Annotated in this window: 20 protein-coding genes and 3 tRNA genes; 14 read left to right on the top strand and 9 right to left on the bottom strand. The window is 58.4% G+C overall.

Features of this window, described 5'->3' with window-relative positions; translation table 11 throughout:
* Nucleotides 1-21: 21 nt before the first annotated feature.
* A complete protein-coding gene (gene tldD, locus C1Y42_RS15215) occupies nucleotides 22-1,467 on the top strand; it encodes a metalloprotease TldD (protein WP_104093873.1) in 1,446 nt (481 codons plus the stop codon).
* Between the two features lie 326 nt (nucleotides 1,468-1,793).
* Here tldD and aaeR read toward each other — a convergent pair whose 3' ends face one another.
* A complete protein-coding gene (gene aaeR / locus C1Y42_RS15210) occupies nucleotides 1,794-2,711 on the bottom strand; it encodes an HTH-type transcriptional activator AaeR (protein ID WP_104093872.1) in 918 nt (305 codons plus the stop codon).
* A 258-nt stretch (nucleotides 2,712-2,969) separates the two neighbouring features.
* On the opposite strand from aaeR, the gene aaeX reads away from it, so the two are divergent.
* The 5 genes from aaeX to C1Y42_RS15185 all read left to right on the top strand — a co-directional run bounded on the left by aaeX (nucleotide 2,970) and on the right by C1Y42_RS15185 (nucleotide 7,926).
* Nucleotides 2,970-3,173, top strand: coding sequence for a p-hydroxybenzoic acid efflux pump operon protein AaeX (gene aaeX, locus C1Y42_RS15205; protein ID WP_021508145.1), 204 nt, complete (start codon nucleotides 2,970-2,972; stop codon nucleotides 3,171-3,173).
* 8 nt (nucleotides 3,174-3,181) lie between these two features.
* Nucleotides 3,182-4,111: a p-hydroxybenzoic acid efflux pump subunit AaeA gene (gene aaeA, locus C1Y42_RS15200; protein WP_058759877.1), complete on the top strand. Its 930-nt coding sequence runs from the start codon at nucleotides 3,182-3,184 to the stop codon at nucleotides 4,109-4,111.
* Between the two features lie 11 nt (nucleotides 4,112-4,122).
* On the top strand, nucleotides 4,123-6,075 hold the full coding sequence (gene aaeB, locus C1Y42_RS15195; RefSeq protein ID WP_021508143.1) for a p-hydroxybenzoic acid efflux pump subunit AaeB: 1,953 nt from the start codon (nucleotides 4,123-4,125) through the stop codon (nucleotides 6,073-6,075).
* Between the two features lie 111 nt (nucleotides 6,076-6,186).
* Complete coding sequence (locus tag C1Y42_RS15190; RefSeq protein WP_081316069.1) at nucleotides 6,187-7,641, top strand: NAD-dependent succinate-semialdehyde dehydrogenase; 1,455 nt, start codon at nucleotides 6,187-6,189, stop codon at nucleotides 7,639-7,641.
* A 15-nt stretch (nucleotides 7,642-7,656) separates the two neighbouring features.
* The gene (locus tag C1Y42_RS15185) at nucleotides 7,657-7,926 is read left to right on the top strand and encodes a hypothetical protein (protein WP_021508141.1); all 270 of its coding nucleotides are present in this window, start codon (nucleotides 7,657-7,659) and stop codon (nucleotides 7,924-7,926) included.
* Between the two features lie 59 nt (nucleotides 7,927-7,985).
* On the opposite strand, the gene yhcN (C1Y42_RS15180) is transcribed toward C1Y42_RS15185, so the two are convergent.
* From yhcN (C1Y42_RS15180) to argR, 4 genes are all read right to left on the bottom strand, one after another.
* Nucleotides 7,986-8,252 (bottom strand): peroxide/acid stress response protein YhcN, encoded by a 267-nt coding sequence (gene yhcN, locus C1Y42_RS15180; RefSeq protein ID WP_021508140.1) that lies wholly within the window; start codon nucleotides 8,250-8,252, stop codon nucleotides 7,986-7,988.
* A 103-nt stretch (nucleotides 8,253-8,355) separates the two neighbouring features.
* Nucleotides 8,356-8,622 carry a YdgH/BhsA/McbA-like domain containing protein gene (locus C1Y42_RS15175; RefSeq protein ID WP_021508139.1) on the bottom strand — a complete coding sequence of 89 codons (267 nt, stop codon included), beginning with the start codon at nucleotides 8,620-8,622 and terminating at the stop codon, nucleotides 8,356-8,358.
* Between the two features lie 90 nt (nucleotides 8,623-8,712).
* A complete protein-coding gene (gene yhcN, locus C1Y42_RS15170; RefSeq protein WP_021508138.1) occupies nucleotides 8,713-8,976 on the bottom strand; it encodes a peroxide/acid stress response protein YhcN in 264 nt (87 codons plus the stop codon).
* A 492-nt stretch (nucleotides 8,977-9,468) separates the two neighbouring features.
* Nucleotides 9,469-9,939: a transcriptional regulator ArgR gene (argR, locus tag C1Y42_RS15165; RefSeq protein ID WP_021508137.1), complete on the bottom strand. Its 471-nt coding sequence runs from the start codon at nucleotides 9,937-9,939 to the stop codon at nucleotides 9,469-9,471.
* Between the two features lie 420 nt (nucleotides 9,940-10,359).
* Here argR and mdh point away from each other — a divergent pair, with 420 nt between their 5' ends.
* Entirely contained in the window at nucleotides 10,360-11,295 is a 936-nt protein-coding gene (gene mdh, locus C1Y42_RS15160) for a malate dehydrogenase (protein ID WP_021508136.1), read from the top strand.
* Between the two features lie 46 nt (nucleotides 11,296-11,341).
* On the opposite strand, the gene mscM is transcribed toward mdh, so the two are convergent.
* From mscM to rsgA, 3 genes are all read right to left on the bottom strand, one after another.
* Nucleotides 11,342-14,677 (bottom strand): miniconductance mechanosensitive channel MscM, encoded by a 3,336-nt coding sequence (gene mscM / locus C1Y42_RS15155; protein ID WP_104093871.1) that lies wholly within the window; start codon nucleotides 14,675-14,677, stop codon nucleotides 11,342-11,344.
* Between the two features lie 17 nt (nucleotides 14,678-14,694).
* Complete coding sequence (asd, locus tag C1Y42_RS15150) at nucleotides 14,695-15,591, bottom strand: archaetidylserine decarboxylase (protein ID WP_021508134.1); 897 nt, start codon at nucleotides 15,589-15,591, stop codon at nucleotides 14,695-14,697.
* A gap of 93 nt (nucleotides 15,592-15,684) precedes the next feature.
* Nucleotides 15,685-16,734, bottom strand: coding sequence for a small ribosomal subunit biogenesis GTPase RsgA (gene rsgA / locus C1Y42_RS15145; protein WP_104093870.1), 1,050 nt, complete (start codon nucleotides 16,732-16,734; stop codon nucleotides 15,685-15,687).
* Nucleotides 16,735-16,836: 102 nt separating this feature from the next.
* On the opposite strand from rsgA, the gene orn reads away from it, so the two are divergent.
* From orn to C1Y42_RS15125, 4 genes are all read left to right on the top strand, one after another.
* On the top strand, nucleotides 16,837-17,385 hold the full coding sequence (gene orn / locus C1Y42_RS15140) for an oligoribonuclease (protein ID WP_021508132.1): 549 nt from the start codon (nucleotides 16,837-16,839) through the stop codon (nucleotides 17,383-17,385).
* Between the two features lie 236 nt (nucleotides 17,386-17,621).
* Nucleotides 17,622-17,697, top strand: a tRNA-Gly gene (locus C1Y42_RS15135).
* 91 nt (nucleotides 17,698-17,788) lie between these two features.
* A tRNA-Gly gene (locus C1Y42_RS15130) sits at nucleotides 17,789-17,864 on the top strand.
* A gap of 199 nt (nucleotides 17,865-18,063) precedes the next feature.
* Nucleotides 18,064-18,139: transfer RNA gene (locus tag C1Y42_RS15125), tRNA-Gly, on the top strand.
* Nucleotides 18,140-18,570: 431 nt separating this feature from the next.
* Here the strand turns inward: C1Y42_RS15125 and queG are convergent.
* Nucleotides 18,571-19,710 carry a tRNA epoxyqueuosine(34) reductase QueG gene (gene queG, locus C1Y42_RS15120; protein WP_104093869.1) on the bottom strand — a complete coding sequence of 380 codons (1,140 nt, stop codon included), beginning with the start codon at nucleotides 19,708-19,710 and terminating at the stop codon, nucleotides 18,571-18,573.
* Here queG and nnr point away from each other — a divergent pair.
* Genes nnr through amiB form a run of 3 tightly spaced genes read left to right on the top strand, consistent with a single transcriptional unit; the run spans nucleotide 19,709 to nucleotide 23,361 of the window.
* Nucleotides 19,709-21,226: a bifunctional ADP-dependent NAD(P)H-hydrate dehydratase/NAD(P)H-hydrate epimerase gene (gene nnr / locus C1Y42_RS15115; RefSeq protein WP_104093868.1), complete on the top strand. Its 1,518-nt coding sequence runs from the start codon at nucleotides 19,709-19,711 to the stop codon at nucleotides 21,224-21,226. The two genes, queG and nnr, sit on opposite strands and share 2 nt — an antisense overlap.
* A 3-nt stretch (nucleotides 21,227-21,229) precedes the next feature.
* Complete coding sequence (tsaE, locus tag C1Y42_RS15110) at nucleotides 21,230-21,706, top strand: tRNA (adenosine(37)-N6)-threonylcarbamoyltransferase complex ATPase subunit type 1 TsaE (RefSeq protein ID WP_058771343.1); 477 nt, start codon at nucleotides 21,230-21,232, stop codon at nucleotides 21,704-21,706.
* On the top strand, nucleotides 21,706-23,361 hold the full coding sequence (gene amiB, locus C1Y42_RS15105) for an N-acetylmuramoyl-L-alanine amidase AmiB (protein ID WP_370445709.1): 1,656 nt from the start codon (nucleotides 21,706-21,708) through the stop codon (nucleotides 23,359-23,361). The genes tsaE and amiB overlap by 1 nt, the downstream gene beginning before the upstream one ends.
* Nucleotides 23,362-23,367 lie beyond the last annotated feature (6 nt).

Genomic DNA, 23,367 nt, shown 5'->3' with positions numbered 1-23,367 from the left:
GCACATAATGAGTGAGAAACGATGACTCTGAATCTGGTAAGTGAGCAGTTACTAGCTGCGAACAGCATTAATCAGCAGGACCTTTTTTCCCTGTTAGGGCAGCTTTCAGAACGTCGTCTGGACTATGCCGATCTCTATTTTCAGTCCAGCTTCCATGAATCCTGGGTGCTGGAAGACAAAATCATTAAAGATGGCTCTTATCACATCGACCAGGGCGTGGGCGTCCGCGCGGTAAGCGGGGAGAAAACCGGTTTTGCCTATGCCGATCAAATCAGCCTCAACGCCCTGCGCCAGTCGTCCGAAGCGGCGCGCAGTATTGTGCGCGAGCAGGGCAATGGCAAAGCGCACGCGCTCTCTGCGGTGCTTAACCGTTCGCTGTACGCCCCGGTCAATCCGCTGGACAGCCTGACGCGCGAAGACAAAATCGCGCTGCTGCACCGGGTTGATAAAGTGGCACGCGCCGCCGATCCGCGCGTGCAGGAAGTGAATGCCAGCCTGAGCGGCGTCTACGAGCAGGTGCTGGTCGCCGCCACCGACGGTACGCTGGCGGCGGATATTCGTCCGCTGGTGCGCCTGTCCATTAGCGTTCAGGTGGAAGATCAGGGTAAACGCGAGCGCGGCGCCAGCGGCGGCGGTGCGCGTACCGGCTACGAATTCTTCCTTGCCGATGAGAGCGGTGATGTACGGGCCGATGCCTGGGCGCGCGAAGCGGTGCGCATGGCGCTGGTTAACCTGTCTGCCGTCGCGGCACCAGCCGGTATGCTGCCAGTGGTGCTGGGTGCGGGCTGGCCAGGCGTGCTGCTGCACGAAGCGGTGGGCCACGGTCTGGAAGGGGATTTCAACCGCCGCGAGACTTCCGTCTTCAGCGGTAAGATGGGCCAGCTGGTGGCGTCCGAACTCTGCACCGTGGTTGACGACGGTACCCTTCAAGGGCTGCGTGGTTCACTGGCGGTGGATGATGAAGGCGTGCCGGGACAGTACAATGTGCTGATCGAAAACGGCGTGCTGAAAGGCTACATGCAGGACAAGCTCAATGCGCGTCTGATGGGCGTGCCGCCTACCGGTAACGGTCGTCGTGAATCCTATGCGCACCTGCCGATGCCGCGCATGACCAACACCTATATGCTGGCGGGCAAATCGACGCCGCAGGAGATCATTGAGAGTGTGGAGTATGGTCTGTATGCCCCTAACTTTGGCGGCGGCCAGGTCGATATCACCTCCGGCAAGTTTGTATTCTCCACCTCCGAGGCTTATCTGATCGAGAACGGCAAAGTCACCAAACCGGTGAAAGGCGCGACGCTGATCGGCTCCGGCATTGAGGCGATGCAGCAGATTTCCATGGTCGGTAACGATCTGGCGCTGGATAAGGGCGTCGGCGTGTGCGGTAAAGAGGGCCAGAGCGTGCCGGTCGGCGTAGGTCAGCCCACGCTCAAGCTGGATAAAATTACCGTGGGCGGAACGGCTTAAGGTTCATGCTGGTGCGCATCAGTGCGCACCCTGTCAAAACCGCGCAATGGGTTTGTACAATGCTTGTCAGTTATGAGTAAACAGCACGCACACTTTGGTAGCGGCGCAATTTATTGCGCGAAGCATGGATGGGAACGGTGCTGCTAGTAGTACGCGCGATTAATCGCGCTGCTACGAAATCTGCGGTAATTGAATTTGGTACTTAACTGATCGGCATTACGCAATTGTTTTGTCAGGTCACCCTTCGTGGTGACCTGGCATGCATAACTGCCCCGCATTTTCCCGTATGCGCCCTTCAGGCCGACCACACCAGCGCCAGACGGCGGCTAACTTTTGCGGTGCTGCTGATACTGCCTCGCCACCTGCCTGAAATACTCGGTCAGATAATTGATACACACCTGCACCTTGAGCGGCAGCTTATCCTTCTCGGTATAGACGGCATACACCGGGCGCGGCTCCGAGTGATACTGCGGGAACAAAATATCGATCTCTCCGGCGTTAATCTCATCAATCACCCACATCAGCGGCACATAGGCAATACCGCAGCCCGCTTTCAGCCAGCGAATCAGCGTCTGAGAATCATTGGTGACAAAACGGCCCTGCGGCGTCAGGCGCGTCACCTGGCCTTCCGGCGCCACCAGCTCGAAGGTGTTATCCGGGCGCACGCTGTACTCCAGCCAGGAAAAGTTGTCGATTTCAGCCGGCTTTTCCGGCGTGCCGTGCTGGGCCAGGTAGCTCTTCGCCGCGCATACCACCATCGGCATGGCGTCCAGCCGGCGCGAGAACAGGTTGGAATCCTGCAACTCACCGACGCGTATCACCACATCCAGCCCGTTAGCAATCAGGTCCGGCGCCGGTATGCCGGTCATCAGGTTGACGCTCAGTCCCGGATATTCGTGCAGCATCTCGCTGGTCATGGCGGAGAGGACATTTTGCGCCATGGTGGTTGAGCAGCCGATGCGTAAAATCCCGATCGGCGTGTTGTTGAAGGCGTACAGCTGTTCGTGCACCTGCGAGGCCTCTGCCAGCATGCGGCGGCAGCCCTGATAATAAATCTTACCGGCTTCGGTCAGGCCCAGACTGCGGGTGCTGCGGTTAAGCAGCTTCACCTGCAGCTCATCTTCCAGTCTGGCAACAATCTGGCTGATTGACGAGACGCTGAGCTGCAGCTGGCGTGCGGCGGCGGTAAATGAGCCCAATTCAACCACTTTGGCGAAAATGGACATGCCTTTGAGTCGTTCCATTGTTTACTCTGGCTAAAAAGTGATTTAGCTCACAATATGTAGAAAACGTATAGTCAAGCGCGTTACTATACGCACGCTGGGTCTCTTCACCGCACCTGAACACGGCAGTGTTTACCCGATGATACGCTATGATTAGCTCAACGCGGCCTGAATGTTGTCATCAGATTATCCGTCATCCCACTATCATCAACCCGACGTGCCAGAGGGCATGAGGGCAGGTATCGGTGCAATCCGGCAAGGTCGAACTAAGGAACCGAAATGAGTGTGCTTCCGGTATTTGTCGTATTCGGGCTGTCTTTTCCGCCCATCTTCATTGAACTACTGGTTTCGCTGGCGCTGTTCTGGCTGGTGAAACGCGTGCTGACGCCCAGCGGGATTTACGATCTGGTGTGGCATCCGGCACTTTTTAACACAGCGCTGTATTGCTGTGTGTTTTACCTTGTATCCCGTCTATTCGTCTGAGGTTTTAAGTGAAAGCGCTTATAAGAAAAATCGCGCGTTACGCCATTACGCTCCTGCTGGTTATCATCGCTGTTGTTATCATCTTCCGCGCCTGGGTGTTCTATACCGAGTCGCCGTGGACGCGTGACGCCAAATTCTCCGCCGACGTGGTGGCGATCTCCCCGGACGTGACCGGACTGATCACCGACGTCCCGGTACACGACAACCAGCTGGTGAAAAAAGGCGATACGCTGTTTATCGTTGACCGTCCGCGCTACCAGAAAGCGCTGGATGAGGCGCAGGCGGATGTCGAATATTACCAGGCGCTGGTCAGCGAAAAACGCCGTGAAGCGGCGCGGCGTAACCAGCTCGGTACCAGCGCGATGTCGCGTGAAGCCATTGAGCAGTCGAATAGCGACCTGCAGACCAGCGAACATCAGCTGGCCAAAGCGGTGGCGACGCGCGATCTGGCGGTGATCGACCTCGATCGCACCACCATCAAAGCGCCGTCCGATGGCTGGGTCACCAACCTCAACGTCTATCAGGGGGAATTCATCACGCGCGGCTCGGTGGCCGTGGCGCTGGTGCAGCAGCACTCGTTCTACGTGCTGGCCTACATGGAAGAGACCAAGCTGGATGGCGTGCGTCCCGGCTTCCGTGCGGAAATTACTCCGCTGGGCAGCAACACGGTGCTGCGCGGCACAGTTGACAGCATCGCGGCTGGCGTGACCAACAGCAGCAGCAGCGTTGACAGTAAAGGCATGGCCACCGTGGACTCCAACCTTGAGTGGGTGCGTCTGGCGCAGCGCGTACCGGTGCGTATTCGCCTTGACGATCAACCCGGCAACCGCTTCCCGGCGGGGACCACCGCCACCGTGGTGATCACCGGTGACAAAGACCGCCAGACCAAAGTGTCGCCGATGGCGCAGCTGTTCAACCGCCTGCGTGAGTTTGGTTAAGCGGGGGCGATATGATTGAGTTTTTGCGTTTCCCGGTAAAGCTGACCTTCGCGCTGGTGGCAGCGCTGATGATTGGCTTTCACTTCAATCTGGAAACGCCGCGCTGGGCGGTGATGACCGCCGGCATCGTGGCTGGCGGCACCGCCTTTGCCGCGGGCGGCGATCCTTATTCTGGCGCGCTGCGCTACCGTGGCGTTCTGCGTATTATCGGCACCTTTATCGGCTGTATCGCGGCACTCACCATCATGATTGCGACGGTGCGCGCGCCGGTGGTGATGCTGCTGCTGTGCTGCCTGTGGGCCGGCATGTGCGTCTGGCTCTCATCGCTGATTAAAGTCGAAAACTCCTATGCGCTGGGCCTCGCCGGTTACACCGCGCTGATCATCGTGGTGACCGCGGATGCCAGCGGCGGCCTGACGCTGGCGCCGCAGTTCGCCGTGGAGCGCTGCAGCGAAATTGTGCTCGGTATCCTGTGCGCCATTCTCGCCGACATGCTGTTCTCTCCGCGCTCGATCAAGAAAGTGATTGATGCGGAAGTGGATGCGCTGCTGGTAGCGCACTACCGCCTGCTGCAGCTGTGCGTGGCACACGAGGATAAAGAGGAAGTCGACAAAGCCTGGAGCGCACTGGTGCGCCGCACGACCGCGCTCAACGGTATGCGCAGCCAGCTGCTGATGGAGTCGTCGCGCTGGAGCAACACCAGCCGCCGGCTGCAAATGCTCAACACGCTATCGCTGACGCTGATTACTCAGGCCGCTGAGACCTTCCTGATTCAGAATTCGCGCCCGGATTACATCCCGCCGCAGTATCGCCTGCTGATTGAAAAAGAGGTAACCAGCGTCAGCGACGTACATAAGCGCATGAAGCTGATGCGCCGCGTTATTGGCGTCAGCAGTAAAAGCGTGCCGTTTACCCTGGCCAGCTGGGTCGGCGCCGCGACCGAATATCTGCTGCTGATCAATGGCGTTAAAAGCAACAGCCGTATCACCACGCTGGAGGAGAGCATTCTGCAGCGTGAGGTGGTGATCCAGGCGCGCTCAGCGGAGACGCATCATGCGATGATCAATGGCGTGCGCACCTTTGTCGCCACCGCACTCGGTTCGCTGTTCTGGCTGTATACCGGCTGGACCTCCGGCAGCGGCTGTATGGTGATGCTGGCGGTGATTACCGCGCTGGCGATGCGTATGCCGAATCCGCTGATGATGGCGAAAGACTTCTTCTACGGCATGGCCTTTGCGGTGCCGCTGGGCATGCTCTACTTCATCTGGGTATTGCCAGGCACCCAGCAAAGTGCCTTGCTGTTGTGTATCGCGATTGGCGCACTCGGCTTTATCGGCGGCATCTTTGTACAGCGGCGGCAGATTGGTACGCTGGGCGCGCTGATCGGCACCATCAACGTGCTGGTGCTGGATAACCCGATGAAGTTTGAGTTCAACGTGTTTCTCGACAACGCGCTCGGCCAGTGGATTGGCAGCTTTGTGGCGATGATGGTGATTTTACTGATTCGTGACAAATCCAAAGCCCGCACCGGACGCAAGCTGCTGAATCGCTTTATGTATGCTGCGGTGGCAGCGCTGACCACCAATCAGGCGCGCCGGCGTGAGAACCATTTACCGGCGCTTTATCAGCAGCTGTTCCTGCTGCTTAATTTGTTCCCGGGCGATATCGACAAATACCGGATTGCGCTCACGCTGATTATTGGTCATCAGCGCCTGCGCAACGCAGAGGTGCCGGTCAATGCCGACCTGTCGGCGTATCACCGCCAGCTGCGCGCCACCGCCGACCGCATTATTGCGGCCAGCAGCGATGATAAACGGCGCTACTACTTTGAGCGCCTGCTGCAGGAGCTGGACGTTTATCAGCAGAAGCTGCAGCACTATGCCGCCCCGGCCAGCGTGACGGAACCGGTGAAACGGCTGTCGATGATGCTGGATAAGTACCAGAACACCCTCATCCAAATCTGAAACTGGCCGCTGCCTGGCGCAGCGGCTGGCCTGATGCCACGCTGACCCTCATTGCCCGATTATTGCCATCTATACTTTCCTGACAGGATGCTCACTGACAGGAGAATAACGATGTCCACTTCCCTGCAACAACACGAACTGTTCAACACTGGCTACTTCGCGGACGGCCAGTGGCACACCGCCAGCAGCACCTTTGATGTCACCAATCCGGCCACCGGCGAGGTACTGGCGCAGGTGGCGAAAGCCGGCAAGGCTGAAACCGAACAGGCGATTGCCGCCGCGCAGCGCGCCTTTCCGGCGTGGCGCGACAAAACCGCCAAACAGCGCAGCGAAATCCTTTATCGCTGGTACCAGCTGATCATTGAGCACAAAAGCTGGCTGGGCCAGCTGATGACCGCCGAGCAGGGCAAACCGCTGCAGGAAGCCGAGGGTGAAGTAGAGTACGCCGCCAGCTTTATTCAATGGTTTGCCGAGCAGGCGAAGCGCGCCAACGGCGAAATTATCCCGCCGGCCAAAGCCGGTTCACGCATTCTGGCGACGCGCGAGCCGATTGGCGTGGTCGCTGCCATCACGCCGTGGAATTTCCCGATGGCGATGCTGACGCGCAAACTCGGCCCGGCGCTGGCGGCCGGCTGCACCGGCATCATCAAGCCGGCCAATAACACCCCGCTCAGCGCCTTTGCGCTGGTGGCGCTGGCACAAAAAGCGGGCGTGCCGGACGGCGTGCTGAACGCGGTAGCTGGCGACACGCACGCCATCAGCGACGCCATTATGGCTTCCCGCGCGGTGCGTAAAATCTCCTTTACCGGTTCCACCGCAGTGGGGAAAACGCTGATGCGGAACGCGGCCGAAACCATGAAGAAAGTCTCGATGGAGCTGGGCGGCAACGCGCCCTATATCGTGTTTGACGATGCCGATATCGACGCGGCGGTGCAGGGGGCTATCGCCAACAAATTCCGTAACGCCGGCCAGGTGTGCGTCAGCGTTAACCGCTTCTATATCCACAACGCAATATACGACCGCTTTGTGCATCAGTTGGCTGAGGCGGTGGGCAAACTAAAAGTGGGCAACGGCGTGGAGCCGGGCGTGGTGGTCGGGCCGCTGATTGAGCCGTCTGCGGTGGAGAAAGTGGCGGAGCATGTCAAAGATGCGCTGAGCAAAGGCGGGAAGCTGCTGGTGGGCGGCGAGCGCCATCCGCTGGGCGGCAACTTCTGGCAGCCGACGGTGATTGCCGATGCGCATGAAGAGATGCAGCTGGCGCGGGAAGAGACCTTCGGTCCGGTGGCTGCCTGCTTCCGCTTTGACGATGAAGCTGAGGTAATCGCGCGCGCCAACAACACCGAATACGGTCTGGCGGCTTACTTCTATACGCAGAATCTGCAGCGCGTGTTTCGCGTTTCGGCGGCGCTGGAAGCCGGCATGATTGGGATCAACGAGTGCGCGGTCTCAACCGAGCTGGCGCCGTTTGGCGGCGTGAAAGAGTCCGGACTGGGACGCGAAGGATCGGTGCTGGGCATGGAAGAGTATCTGGAAGTCAAAGCGCTGCACCTCGGCGGTCTGGCGTAGCGAGAGGATGTCACCATGAGAACCGAGCGTTTCGACTTCAATGAAATCGTCGATCAGGCTCATTTCTACCGTCAGTTTTGCGAACGTTTCGCGCTGGCGGATCGCACCATTCACGATCTGGACGATCTGTGGGAAATGATCATCGGCGAGCAGATCCCGCTGCCGCTGGAAATTGCGTTCATCAATCTGGGGAAAGGGCAGAAACGCCGCTATGGTGCGCTGATATTGCTATTCGATGAGGCAGAAGAGGAGCTGGAAGGCCAGCTCCGCTTTAATGTTCAGTAGCACAACCAAAAAGGGCCCCGGCAGGCGGGGCCAAAGGGTTCGTCAGAATTGACGAGGAATTATTTGTACAGCTCTGCAGTCAGGTGATAGCTGTCACCGGTGCGCGCTTCAATCACTTTATACGCGCTGGCACCCTGCTCATCGGCTTTCTGAGAAAGCTGAGCGCGGTAATCCATAGGTGAGCCGCCTGTTCCGCTAACGGTAATAGTCTGGCCGGTAGATTGCAGATTCTGCGCGGATTCATCCGTTACCAGTTGGGCAGCCGAAGCGCCAAAAGCGAACAGAGAAAGCAGCGTAGCGGTTGCGATGGTTGTTTTGATTTTCATAATTCGTCTCCTCATTAGAATCAACAACCTGCGGCACGAAGAGGGTAAGCGGGTCGTCGATCTTCTCCCGGCGACTGCATAACGCCGGATCGATAGTTTAAGTTTATTTGTACAGTTCAGCCGTCACGTGGAAGGTGTTGTCCTGATTGTTCTCAATGATGCGGTAATGGCTGGCACCCTGAGCATCGGCTTTCTGGGACAGTTCCTGACGGATATTGGTCTGGTCGCCATCGACGCCGCTCACGCTAATGGTCTGATTCAGCGGCTGCAGATTTTCTGCCTGGGTGTTGGTTACCAGGGTGGCAGCACTGGCGCCAAAAGACAGAACGGAAGCCAGACTCAATACAGCAATAGATAATTTGGTTTTCATGATTCACTCTCCTGAAATGGGGTGGGCAACCTGAGAGGCAAACGCCTCTCAAACGGGTCGCCGTTCACACTGCATCTTGTTCCGGCAAACTTATTTATAAAGTTCCGCGGTTGCGTGGTAGCTGTTGTCGTTATAAGCCTCAACAACGCGATAGGCTTTAGCACCTTGCGCTTCAGCTTTGGCGTTCAGCTGCTGATGGATATCCATCGGTGAGCCGCCAATGCCGCTGACGCTGATGGTGCCGACCGGCTGCAGGTTCGCTGCCTGTTCGGCATTGATAGAATCTGCGGCGAAAGCACCAAATGACAGGGCAGATAGAACACTCAGGGTGGCGATAGTAGTTTTAACGTTCATGGTATTTTTCCTCGTCTTATGTTTTTCTCTTTTTGATTTCGTGTGATTTGCATCACGAAAAGAAGTATAGATCTAATCACCCATGAAATTAATATCCCGCTAATAATGATTGGTTGTAATTCTTTATCCTTATGGCGCATTTTTATAACGCAAAGTTATTAAAACCGCCTGGATCTTAACCGGGAGGGTGTATTTCCATGCAAAAACAATGATCTGCATCAAATTATCTTTTTGTGCGAAACAATGTGGTTGATCAAGCTGGCTGTGCGCTAAAAGCAAGAGATAACCGCTAAGCACTAATTGTAAAGCAGCGTAAAATAGCGCAAAGGGTTAAGCAGGCGAAAAGGTCGTACCAATAATTTCGCGCATTGAGAACCCGGCGGAATATGGCTAAGCAGTTATTTTGTAAGGTGTTGGCGGTAAAACAGCGGGAGAAGCGCGGGCGGGCAGGCAAGGTTACCGGCAGGTAAACCGCCGGTAACAGACAGGGTTTTATAGTTCCTGTTCGAATAACACCAGCACGGCGTCATACAGCTGCTTCACCGTAAAGGCGCGCGCTGGCGTAATAAAGATGGTGTCGTCGCCGGCGATGGTGCCGAGAATGCCTTCGGCTTTGCCGAGGGAGTCGAGCAGGCGGGCGATCAGCTGGGCCGCGCCCGGGCTGGTATGAATCACTACCAGCGCATCGTTATAGTCGATATCCAGCACCAGATTCTTCAGCGGACTGGTGGTGGTGGGCACGCCCAGTTCGGCTGGCAGGCAGTACACCATCTCCATTTTGGCGTTACGCGTGCGCACCGCACCAAACTTGGTCAGCATACGAGAAACTTTTGACTGGTTGATGTTGCCGAAGCCGTCTTCCTGCAGCGCCTGGACAATTTCGCCCTGAGAGCTGAACTTTTCTTCTTTCAGTAAGGCTTTGAACGCCTTTATCAGATCGTCTTGTTTAGATGGGTTTCGCATAAGCTACCAATAAAAGAGGGTTGCAGCAGGCAACAGGCCCGGCGCAGATAAATTATTATGCATTTATATGAATTTTTATGCAATAAGCGGATGCGTGAATTCATGGCATGCGCGTGTGGGGCGGGCATGATAACAGAGTTTTATCCTGCACCAAAATCGCGCGCTGGCGCGCAAAGCGAAGGTTGCAAAGTTGTTATATTATTGAAGTGGTAACAACAAAACGATGATCATTGCCGTCCATAGTCTTCTGGCTGCGACTGGATCATTCAGGCGACTTCTGAAGTGGAGATGTCTCGGGAGCCGATTGCGGCGTAATGTTATTGCGCGACAGGTGTGTCGCTATCGCCTGAGAAGTTGATTAAACTCGTAACCTGATGGATTTCCGGCATATCTCTGCCCCACCTTAATAAGGAGTTCAGGATGAAAGTTGCCGTTCTCGGTGCAGCTGGTGGTATTGGCCAGGCACTCGCTCTGCTGCTCAAGACCCAATTACCCGCAGGTTCAGCCCTCTCACTGTATGACATTGCCCCGGTGACGCCAGGCGTCGCGGTTGATCTCAGCCACATTCCTACTGCCGTGAAAGTCGAAGGGTTCAGTGGCGAAGATGCCACGCCGGCTCTGCACGGCGCCGATGTGGTGCTGATCTCGGCCGGTGTGGCACGCAAACCTGGCATGGACCGCGCCGATCTGTTTAACGTCAACGCCGGTATCGTGCGTAACCTGATTGAACAGGTGGCGACCACCGCGCCAAAAGCGCTGATTGGCGTCATCACTAACCCGGTAAATACCACGGTGGCGATTGCCGCCGAAGTGCTGAAAAAAGCCGGTGTGTACGATAAAAACCGGCTGTTTGGCGTCTCGACGCTGGATGTGATTCGCGCCAACACCTTTGTCGCTGCCCTGAAGGGCAAACAGCCTACGGAGATTGAAGTGCCGGTGGTCGGCGGGCATTCAGGCGTGACCATTCTGCCGCTGCTGTCGCAGGTTAAAGGCGTCAGCTTCAGCGAGCAGGAGATCGCCGACCTGACGAAACGTATTCAGAATGCCGGTACCGAAGTGGTGGAAGCCAAAGCCGGTGGCGGCTCGGCGACGCTGTCGATGGGCCAGGCGGCGGCGCGCTTTGGTCTGTCGCTGATTCGTGCACTGCAGGGCGAAGCTAATGTCGTTGAATGCGCCTATGTGGAAGGCGACGGCGAGTACGCGCGCTTCTTCTCGCAGCCGCTGCTGCTGGGCAAAAACGGTATCGCCGAACGCCGTCCGCTCGGGCCGCTCAGTGATTTCGAACAGCAGGCGCTCAACGGCATGCTGGAGACGCTGAAAAAAGATATCGCGCAGGGCGAAGAGTTTGTGAAGTAACCCGCGCGTAAAGAAAAAACGCCCGGCGCATGCCGGGCGTTTTGTTTTACAGGCCACCGGATTTGAAGGTCCGGCTGGCAGTCGAACCGTTGCTGGCGGGCGTTTTGCGCCCCAGCGTTTCCATCCGTACCTGGAAAGGCGGGAACGGCATCTCAATGCCATGCTCTTCAAAGCCGCGCAGAATCAGCTGATGCAGCTCATGACGCAGCGGCATACGATGGCCCATCTCCGCCGCGTGCACGCGCAGCTCAAACAGCTGAATGCCCTGCTGCAAGTCCACCAGGAACACATCCGGCGCTGGCATATCCAGCACGTAGGTGCAGCGATCGGCCGCCTGCTTCAGGATGGTCGTCACCTCTTCGCTGTTAACGTGGGCCGGTGCCGGAATGGTCAGCACCACGCGCGTCACCGAATCCGACAGCGACCAGTTGACGAACTGCTCGGTGATAAAGGCCTTGTTCGGCACAATAATCTCTTTGCGGTCCCAGTCGGTAATGGTGGTGGCGCGCGTATTGATGCGGGTGATGCTGCCGGTCAAATCGCGAATGGTCACGGTATCGCCAATACGAATTGGTTTCTCAAACAGGATGATCAGGCCGGAGATAAAGTTGGCAAAGATCTCCTGCATCCCAAAGCCCAGTCCCAGACCCAGCGCCGCTACCAGCCACTGCAGTTTTGACCACTCCACGCCAATAATCGAGAAGCCAATCAGACCGCCGACCAGCATCAGCGCGTATTTGGTCAGGGTGGTAATGGCGTAACCGGTGCCGGGCGACAGGCTGAGGTGTTGCAGCAGCGCCAGCTCCAGCAGCGCCGGCATATTGCGCACCAGCTGGGTGGTAATGATAAAGATCAGGATGGCGATCAGCACGGCGCCCAGCGTAATGGGCTGTACGCTCTCGACGCCCTGCACCGTGGGGCTGGCATCCCACAGCGGGATGTTGTCGAGGAAGCTGAACGCGGAATGAATCTCAGACCACAGCACAATCACCGACACCAGCGCAATCAGCGTCAGAATCGAGCGGACCAGCCGCAGCGACTGCGCGCTGATCGCATCCAGATCGATGATCGGCTCTTCGACTTCCACGGTATCGGTGCTGACGGCAGACTGCTGCTCTTTTTCCTCTTCGCTGCGCGCGCGGTTGGCCAGCATATCGGCACGACGCTGGCGCGCGCGGTCAAAGGCGATGCGGCGGCGCTGAATCAGCATCCAGCGGCGAATGATGTGGTAAATCACCAGCAGGAAGAACCAGATGCCGACCGAGGTTTCCAGACGCGCCAGCAGCGCCTGCGCGGTGGCCAGATAGCCAATGCAGGAGGCCAGCGCCGCCACCAGCGGGATGGCGATCATCAGGTTCCACAGGATCCGGTTAACGAAGTTGTCGCCGTCGCCCTCTTTATCTAAATAGAGCGGGATACCGGCGCGTTTCAGGCTGACGGTGACAATGCTCAGCGCCCCGCAGATCAGAATAAAGCACAGGCGCCCCAGCGTGGCGGAGAACTGCGGATCGTCGAGATTGGCGAAAGCAATCAGCAGCATAATCAGCGGTACGATCAGGCCGACCGTCAGCGAGTAATAACGCATGGCGCGCGCGACCCGCGCCTGCGGCCAGCGGAAGTGCACGACAAACAGGCCGTCAGGACGGGCAAACGCCGCGCTGATCATGAATGCCCACAGCAGCGGCAGGGTGGCAGTGATGCCATCGCCAATCGCCACGGCAAACGGGTAAGGCCAGGCGTGCTGCAGGCCAAAGCCGAGCGCGGCCCACAGCACCGGCAGCGGCACCGCGACCAGAATCGACCAGAAGACGGTGCGCAGCGTCAGGCTGAAGCGGTCCTGCGTCACTTTCCCCACGCGGCTGGCCGCGCGCGCCATAAAGGCGTTGTAGTGACGACGCGTGCTGATGCTAAAGCCCACCAGCAGAATGGCGCCAATAATCGGCAGCACCGTTTCGCGGTTAGTGAACATCATCGCCAGCGCTTTGCCCAGCTGGCCCAGCGTGTCCAGCGACAGCAGGCGCGTCAGGTCGGTTGCCACGTCCAGCGGGTATTTCAGGCCAACCGGGCTGACGTCGGCGGTCCAGAACAGATAGCGGTGCGTCGCCTCTTTAACTTCACTCAGCGCGTCCTGCAGCTGCGTATTGGAAACCTTCAGCTTGGTGATTTCCAGAATCAGCGTGTCGCAGCCGGAAATCAGTGAGTTCAGCAGTTCACGCTGGGTTTTCAGCTGGGCATCCAGAATGCGCGTCTGTTCACTGGTGAACGGCGTGCCGTCCGCCTGTTTCTCTTTGCGCAGCGCCTGCTGGCGCTCCAGCAGGTCTTCATAATGCAGCCGCTGCACGCGCAGCTGGCCCATTTCACTGTCGATCTGCTGGGATTTGGGCATCTCCGGCAGGCGCGCCACCTGCGCGCGCAGCGCTTCACCCAGCAGGTTCGACACGCCCAGCCACTGTGACTGCTCGCGCAGCGTGCTCAGCGCCTGGCGCACCTGCAATGTCTGATTGGTAGCGAGACGCTGCTGCGAGGCCACCAGATCCATACGCTGCGCCTGCTGATTCAGATCGGCGGAGAGCTCGCGGTTAACGCGGAACTGATCGCTGATGGAGGCCGGCAGATCGCCGCTGTTTTCCGCCAGCTGTTCGGTGCGCTCCAGCGCCAGTTCGGCTTCGCGCTGACGCTGGTTGTTGAGCTGATTGCGCAGCGCCTGCAGATAGTTATCCAGCTGGGTGGCTTTGCGCTGATGCACTTCCGCGCGCATACGCGCCAGTTCCTGACGGTTATTGGCCGACAGCTGCGCCAGCTCCAGCTCATCGACCCGCGCTTTACTGGCAGCGCTCTCGGTCTGACGCGCATAAATCTGCGCCTGCGCCAGCGGGGTAGCGGCAGCCGCCACGCCCTGTGCGCGCCGTTCGCTTTCGGTCATGGCGCGCCGCGCATCGGTCTGCTGCTGCGGCAGCTGCGACAGAGAATCGCTGATTTCGCGGGCGCGATCCTGCTCCTGCTGCGCCTGGCGGCTCTCCTCCAGCAGCTGGCTGCTAACCTGCAGGATCTCCTGATCCAGCTCGGCATTGCTCATGTTGCTGCGCACTGGCTTGCTGCTGTCAGTCAGCGTGGCGATTTGCTGACGCAGCTCGCGCGCCAGCCGCGGGAAATCATCGATTACCTGCTGATACTGTTTCGCCCGTTCCAGCGAGTCGTCGCGTTCGGACAGGAAGTTAATTGCTGCTTCCAGCGCCTGCACCTGTTCGGCCTGGCTGGGCGAGCTTTTCGCGGATTTCGCCGTTTCCAGATCCTGTTTCAGCTGGCTGGCGGGTGGAACGGTGGCGGCAAAGGCGGTGCTGCTGAGCACCAGGCTCAGCAGCAGAAAAAGAGAGGCGCGCACGGCGGTGTTTCCCGGAATTAGTCGATGAGCGGAGCGCTGTCGCCGGGCTGCGGCAGGGCGATAGCCAGCGGCTGACCCAGGCGGGTTTTGCTTTCGGCTTCAAGGCTTTCAGCCAGCTTGACGCGGTTCGGCGCGAACAGGTTGATCACCGTCGAGCCCAGCTTAAAGCGGCCCATCTCCTGACCTTTCAGCAGCACGACCGCGCCATCATGATCGGCCGATGGGTAGCGCCAGCGTTTGATCACCCCTTCGCGCGGCGGCGTCACGGTGCCGGCCCAGACGGTTTCGATGCTGCCGACAATGGTGGCGCCCACGAGGATCTGCACCATCGGGCCGTGATCGGTATCAAATACGCAGATCACGCGTTCATTACGGGCAAACAGGTTCGGGATGTTGCGCGCGGTCAGCGGGTTAACCGAGTAGAGATCGCCCGGCACGTAGATCATTTCGCGCAGGATGCCGTTACACGGCATGTGCACGCGGTGGTAGTCGCGCGGCGCGAGGTAAGTGGTAACGAACTCACCGTCGACAAATTTTTCCGCCAGATCGTCATTGCCGGCCAGCAACGCCTGCAGCGAGTAAGTGTGGCCTTTGGCCTGGAAGATCTGATCGCCAGCAATACGGCCCAGCTGGCTGATGGCGCCATCGGCTGGCAAGGCCAGCAGCGAAGCGTCCGGATCGATAGGGCGTGCACCCTCTTTTAACGGGCGTACAAAGAAGTCATTAAAGGTGCGGTAGCTGCCGGTATGCGGCTTGCTGGCTTCCGCCATATCCACTTTGTAGAACCAGACAAAAATGTCGATGACCGCTTTGGTCAGCCAGCCCGCGCGGCGGCTGGCGCCCCAACCGGCGAGTTCGGTCAGCGCTTTTTTAGGCAGAATGTGATTCAGGCCGAGTTTAAAACGATCAAACACCGTTGCCTCCTGGCTTAATAACGTTTGGTTTACACAAAAGGGGGCGGATTGTAGCAGCGCCCCGGTCAGTTGGCGAATGTGCCGTTGTACCCGTTAATCTTCGCTGGCGGAAAAGTTTTTACGCGTTTTTACCTGCGCCATGCTCTCCAGAATACGGTGGTAGTTATCGAAGCGTGAAATGTCGATGATCCCGTTCTCCACCGCTTCGCGGATGGCGCAGCCTGGGTCGTTGTCGTGCTTGCAGTCACGGAACTTGCAACCGCCGAGAAATTCACGAAATTCGACAAATCCCTGGGTAATTTGTTCCGGCTCCAGATGCCACAAACCGAACTCGCGCACGCCAGGTGAATCGATGACATCGCCGCCGTGCGGGAAGTGATACAGCCGTGAGGCGGTGGTGGTGTGCTGGCCGAGGCCGGACACATCCGATACATCATTGGTCAGGATCTCATCGCCTGCCAGGTCGAGGCCGAGCAGGTTGTTCAGCAGGCTGGATTTACCCACGCCCGACTGGCCGGCAAAAATGCTGACCCGGCCGGTGAGCGCCGCTTCCAGATCCTTCAGTCCATCTTTGGCGCGGCTCGACACCATCAGTACGCGATAGCCAATGTGGCGATAGATATCCATCTGCTCATCGACAAACGCCCGCGCGTCGTCATCCAGCAGATCGGTTTTATTCAGTACCAGCAGCGGCTCCACGCCGAGCGTTTCGCTGGCCACCAGATAGCGATCGATAATGTTCAGCGACAGCTCTGGCAGGATCGCCGACACAATAATGATCTGATCAATGTTAGCGGCGATCGGTTTCACGCCGTCATAGAAGTCCGGGCGCGTCAGCACCGTCTGGCGCGGGTGCACGGCTTCAACAATACCTTTGCCACCGTTTTCGCCGGCGGCGCGCCACACCACGCGGTCGCCGGTGACCAGCGAGCGAATGGTGCGGCGGATATTACAGCGATGCACCTCGCCGTCGCTGTCTTCCACATCCGCGTGCATGCCAAAGCGGCTGATCACTACGCCCTCAGAGGCTTCACCAAACAGGCTGTCGTCCGGTTCCGGCTTTTCGTTCCGTTGCTGCAGACGACGCTGATGGTTGGCGCTGACGCGACGTTGTTGACCCTTCGACAATTTATTTTTGCTCACGCATCCTCTCACGCTTTCGCCAGGCTTCGCCCCGCTGGGCAAAACGTCTATGATACACCTTAATTCAGGCTAATGACGACTTTGGCAACAGGCGGGAAACGCATGACAGCGGGAAATGAAAACAATCTGATTTGGATCGACCTGGAAATGACCGGACTGGATCCGGAGCGCGATCGCATTATTGAGATCGCCACCATTGTAACGGACGCCAACCTCAACATTCTGGCCGAAGGTCCGGTACTGGCGGTGCATCAGTCCGATGCGCAGCTGGCGCTGATGGATGACTGGAACGTGCGCACCCACACCAATAGCGGGCTGGTTGCGCGCGTAAAGGCCAGCCAGCATGACGATCGTGCGGCGGAGCAGGCGACGATTGCGTTTCTGCAGCAGTGGGTTCCGGCCAACACCTCGCCGATTTGCGGCAACAGCATTGGCCAGGATCGCCGCTTCCTGTTTAAGTACATGCCAGAGCTGGAAGCCTATTTCCACTACCGCTATCTGGATGTCAGCACGCTGAAAGAGCTGGCGCGCCGCTGGAAGCCAGAGATTCTGCCAGGCTTTAAAAAAGCCGGTACGCATCAGGCGCTGGACGACATTCGTGAGTCCATTGCCGAGCTGGCCTACTACCGCGAGCACTTCCTGCAGCTGTAAATCAACGCGGGTGCGCAGGAAAGCAGCAGTTTGCCGATTAAAACAGCAAACGCGCGCAAAGCGCAAAATTTTGCTTTGCAACGCTTGCGGCGGGAAGGAATTCTCGTATAATGCGCACCCCGTACCGGTGAAGAATTTACAACAGGTACGGAGCAGTAAAAGTAACAAATGTTCTGAATCAGGTAGTTCAGTTGCGCTAAGGCGGTCAACGCCGCAGCAGATTGAAAGACAATGATGCGGGAATAGCTCAGTTGGTAGAGCACGACCTTGCCAAGGTCGGGGTCGCGAGTTCGAGTCTCGTTTCCCGCTCCAGAACGTGCAGTAAAAAGTAATGCATCAGAATTAAGGATTTCAACTGCGTCCAGGCCGTTAAAGCCGCAGCGCAATGAAAGACGACGATTATGCGGGAATAGCTCAGTTGGTAGAGCACGACCTTGCCAAGGTCGGGGTCGCGAGTTCGAGTCTCGTTTCCCGCTCCAGTCTCTGTTGCAGTACGCCATCCAAATCACGGATTTAGTCTTTTTGCGGTTGTTGTGACTTAAGAATGCCGGTACATAATCGAGTATTTGAGTTTGCAACAAGGCGGCAACTGAGCGAATCCCTGGGAGCTTACACGAGTAAGTAACCTGGGTGAGCGAAGGCAGCCAACGCCGTGGCAGACTAAAATACGAAGATTATGCGGGAATAGCTCAGTTGGTAGAGCACGACCTTGCCAAGGTCGGGGTCGCGAGTTCGAGTCTCGTTTCCCGCTCCAGATTTTCATATTCACTAAAGTTATTTGCCCCCGGGCACAATCAGACATACAACTGCTGCAGTCGTTTTACCTGTGCGGTTCCGTTTGTTATCTGGAAATTTTGCACGCTGCGTGAGTGCCTGAGATGTCTGCGTCTGTTGCAGTAATCTTACAGGTTATCCACAATGCGCCCGCAACGTGCTGACGGCGTTTTACCCTATCTGCAAAACCGTTTTGAACAGAGTTATCCACAAGCTCTGGACAAGCCCCTGCGCGCAAAACCCGACGTAAATGTTTACAGTAATTATCTAACCTTATGTTTTTTATTGGGTAAATGATATTTCAGACTGTGAATGCCCCTTTTAGACGAAATAACGATCCACGTCACTATTCGGGGAAATAATTTTATTCACAGCATGTGGAAAAGCATAATATCCTGCGCGATTGCTCAATCATGCATCACGCGGTAACCCTTTCTCGACGGCGCGCACCAGCCGCTGCTGCTGTGCCGATTGCACCTCTATCGCCTGCGCCGCGCGCTTTTGCCGCTGCTGCGCTATCGCCCAGTCAATGTGCTCATCCAGCAGCGGATGTTCACCGCGCCGCTGTTCTAATGCCGTAAGATTCTCGGGTGCCCAGGGCGCATTACCCAGCGCCACCGCTACGTTACGCAGCCAGCGCAGATGGCCGATGCGGCGAATGGCAGAGCCTTCCGTGACGCGCAAAAAACGGGCTTCATCCCAGCCGAACAGTTCGACCAGCTGCGGCGCGTGCAGCACAGCGCGCGGCGAAAAATCCTCTTCATCGGTCAGCTGACCATAGCGGTTCCACGGACAGATCAGCTGGCAGTCGTCACAGCCGTAAATGCGGTTGCCGATCAGCGGACGCAGCGCTTCGGGAATGGCGCCTTCCAGTTCAATGGTGAGATAGGAGATGCAGCGGCGCGCATCGACGACATAAGGTTCGACGATGGCGCCGGTCGGGCAGATGGTCATGCAGGCGACGCAGCGGCCGCACTGCTCTTGCTGCGGCTCATCCACCGGCAGCGGTAGATCAATCAGCAGTTCGCCGAGGAAAAACCACGAGCCGGCTTCGCGATTAAGCACCAGCGAATGTTTGCCGGTCCAGCCGAGTCCGGCTTTGACGGCAATCGGCCGCTCCAGAATCGGCGCAGAGTCGACAAACGGACGAAAATTGAGTTCGCCGCAGTGGGCCTGGATTTTTTCTCCGAGCTTTTTCAGTCGATTGCGCAATACTTTGTGGTAATCGCGGCCCAGCGCGTAGCGGCTGACATAACCCAGCTGTGGGTTTTTTAACGTGCTGGCAAACGCGGCTTTGGCCGGAAGATAGTTCATGCGCACGCTGATCACGCGCAGCGTGCCGGGCAGCAGTTCATGCGGACGGGCGCGCATCATGCCGTGACGCGCCATCCAGTCCATCTCGCCGTGATACTGTTTCTCCAGCCACTGCTGCAGTTTCGGCTCTTCGGCGCTCAGGTCGGTATCGCAAATCCCCACCTGCTGAAAGCCGAGTTCGCGCCCCCACTGTTTAATCTGTTGAGCGAGCTGTTGAAGATCGAGAGGGTATGACATGAGAGACCAGGCAATTGAAGCAAACGCACGCAGTTTACCACACTCTGTCTGGCCTGCGCAGGCCATGCCGCAACTGGAGTGCGACGCCGCCGATAGCCTGGGACTGACGCTGTATGAACTGATGCAACGCGCCGGGCAGGCCAGTTATGAACGGATTCGCCAGCAGTGGCCGCAGGCGCAGCACTGGCTGATTTTATGCGGCCACGGTAATAACGGCGGCGATGGCTACGTGGTGGCGCGGCTGGCGCAGGCCGCCGGGCTGAGCGTGACGCTGCTGGCCTGTGACAGCGAACGTCCGCTGCCGGAAGAAGCACAGCAGGCGCGCGACGGCTGGCTGGCGGCTGGCGGCGTGATTCATGCCGCCGACGCTGCCTGGCCGGAACACATCGACGTGATTGTTGATGCGCTGCTGGGCACCGGGCTGAATCGCGCGCCTGCCGCGCCTTATCAGTCGCTAATCGAACAGATCAATGCGCACGCCGCGCCGGTGTTTGCCGTCGATATCCCTTCCGGGCTGGTGGCGGCGACCGGCACCACGCCAGGGGCGGCGGTCGTGGCGGACTGTACGTTAAGTATGATTGCGCTGAAGCCCGGTCAGCTAACCGGCAAAGCGCGTGACCACGTCGGCGTGCTGCATTGCGCGACTCTTGGTCTGGACGCGTTTCTGGCTGGCGAGCCGGCGCCGATTCATCGCTACGCGGCAGCGGATTTACCGCGCTGGCTGAAGCCGCGTAAAGCCACCTCGCACAAAGGCGATCACGGCCGTTTGCTGGTGGTCGGCGGCGACAGCGGCACGGCCGGCGCGATCCGCATGACCGGCGAAGCGGCGCAGCGCAGCGGTGCCGGGCTTGTGCGGGTGTTAACGCATGAAGATAATATTGGTCCGATTCTCAGCGCACGACCGGAGCTGATGGTGGATGCCCTGAGCGACGCGCGGCTGGACGACGCGCTGGCGTGGGCGGATGTCATCGCCATCGGCCCCGGTCTTGGCCAGCGTGAATGGGCTCAGAAGGCACTGAAAAAGGTGGCACTGAGTGAAAAGCCGATGCTTTGGGATGCTGATGCGCTTAACCTGCTGGCAATCAATGCAGATAACCGTCAGAATCGCATCATTACGCCGCATCCCGGCGAGGCAGCACGCCTGCTCGGGGTGAAAACCGCAGAGATTGAGAGTGACCGCTTACACGCCGCGCAGACCCTGGCAAACCGCTACGGCGGCGTGGTGGTGCTGAAAGGTGCCGGTACGGTAATTGCCAGCGCGACGGGCGACATGGCGATTGCGGATGTCGGCAATGCAGGCATGGCGTCCGGCGGTATGGGCGATGTGCTGAGCGGTATTATCGCCGCCCTGCTGGGCCAGCAGGCCACCCTGTTTGACGCCGCCTGTGCGGGCTGTGTCGCGCACGGTGCCGCGGCGGATGCGGTGGCGCGACAGCGCGGGACGCGCGGCATGTTAGCCACTGATCTGTTCGCACTGCTGTGGCAGTTTGTTAATCCAGAGATGATCCAACAATAAAGCATGAAGACCTGTGTTATTCCTTTGCCCGATGAGGCGGCAACCCTGAATCTGGGTGCGCAACTGGCCCGCGTTTGCAGCAGCGCGGTGGTGATCTATCTGTATGGCGATCTGGGTGCCGGTAAAACCACCTTCAGCCGCGGCTTTTTGCAGGCGCTTGGCCATCAGGGCAACGTCAAAAGTCCAACCTATACGCTGGTTGAGCCCTATCAGCTGGGCGACCGCAGCCTGTACCATTTCGATCTCTATCGCCTCGCCGACCCGGAAGAGCTGGAGTTTATGGGCATCCGTGACTACTTCAGCGGCGACGCGCTGTGTCTGGTTGAGTGGCCGCAGCAGGGCGCGGGTGTGCTGCCAGAGCCAGATCTGGCACTGACGCTAAGCTACGTCGCCAGCGCGCGCGCAGCGGAAATCAGCGCGCATTCGCCGCTCGGCAACACGCTGCTGCAGCAGTTTCAGCAGGGCAGGGAACCGGCATGATGTCACGCGTTACCGGGATGATGCTCGCCCTGCTGTGTCTGTTCTCCTCGTCGGCGCTGGCCGCGACACTATCGGATATCAAAGTCGATAACGGCGACAGCCAGGCGACGGTGACCCTGAGCTTCAACGGCCAGCCGGTGTATGGCTTCTTTCCGCTACACAACCCGAACCGGGTAGTGCTGGATATTCGCCAGAGCGGCAATATTCAGGGGCTGCCGCTCAACTTTAGCGGCGAAAACATCGTTAAACGGATTCGTAATAGCCAGCCGAAGGATAAGCAGAGCATCCGGCTGGTGTTTGAGCTGACTCAGGCGGCAAAAACGCGCGCCAGTACGCAGCGCGACGGCAATCAGTACCGCGTGGTCTTCACCATCAGCGGCACCCAGCCAGCCAGACGCAGCACCGCGGCGGCACCGGTGACGCGTGCGCGCCAGAGCGACAGCGCCACAACCAGCGAGGGCAATCCGTTCAACGCCAATCCGGTGACGGCGGTGACCAGCAGCAACACCACGGTGCGTCCGGGCGGTGCTGTCAGCCGTAATGATGCGGTGATCGTGGCGATTGATGCCGGTCACGGCGGTCAGGATCCTGGCGCGTCGGGCCAGCACGGCTTACATGAAAAGAATGTCACCATCGCCATCGCGCGGAAGCTCAAGGCGCTGATGGATCAGGACCCGATGTTTAAACCGGTGCTGACGCGTAACGGCGACTACTTTATTTCGGTGATGGGCCGTTCCGAGGTGGCGCGTAAAGAGAACGCTAACCTGCTGGTATCGATTCACGCCGACGCCGCACCGAATCACTCTGCCACCGGGGCTTCGGTTTGGGTGCTGTCCAACCGTCGCGCCAACAGCGAAATGGCTAACTGGCTGGAGCAGAAAGAGAAACAGTCTGAGCTGCTGGGCGGCGCGGGCGATCTGCTGGCGAACAGCCAGGCCGATCCTTACCTGAGCCAGGCGGTGCTGGATCTGCAGTTTGGCCATTCACAGCGCGTCGGCTATGACGTGGCGGTCAAAGTACTGCAGCAGCTGCGCGGCGTAACGCCGTTGCACAAACGTCTGCCGGAACATGCCAGCCTCGGCGTGCTGCGTTCGCCGGACATCCCTTCTTTACTGGTTGAAACCGGCTTTATCAGTAACGCCGGGGAGGAGCGGCTGCTTGGCAGCAGCGCGTATCAGGAAAAGATTGCCCAGTCGATTTACAAAGGACTGCGTAACTATTTCCTCGCGCATCCGCTGCAATCGGTCCCAAAGGAGGAAAACCGGCCGCTGGATCGCGCACCAGCGGTTAGCGTCGCCAGCAACCCGGCGACCGGCACCGTGCAGTATACCGGTGCTACCCAGCGCCATACCGTGACGCGCGGCGAGACGCTGTCCGGCATTGCCGCGCGATACGGGGTCAGCATGGCGACGCTGCGCGAGCTGAATAACCTGAAGCGCGATGTGGTGTGGGTCGGCCAGCGGCTGAAAGTGCCGGCCGGTTCCGTCGTCAGCAGCGCGGCCAGCCGTCCGGCGCGGCACAAAGTGGTGCGCGGTGATTCGCTGACGGCGATTGCCGCGAAGTACGGCGTCAGCCCGAAAGCCATCATGCAGGCGAATAACATGAAGTCGAGCAACGTGATGCTGGGGCAAAATTTAAAGATTCCACAATCCTGATGAGGG

It is taken from the genome of Pantoea sp. ICBG 985 (genome assembly GCF_002928365.1).
GTDB classification, from domain to species: domain Bacteria; phylum Pseudomonadota; class Gammaproteobacteria; order Enterobacterales; family Enterobacteriaceae; genus Pantoea; species Pantoea dispersa.
The sequence above is the reverse complement of the archived record's forward strand: the minus strand, read 5'-3'. Positions and strand labels throughout refer to the sequence as shown.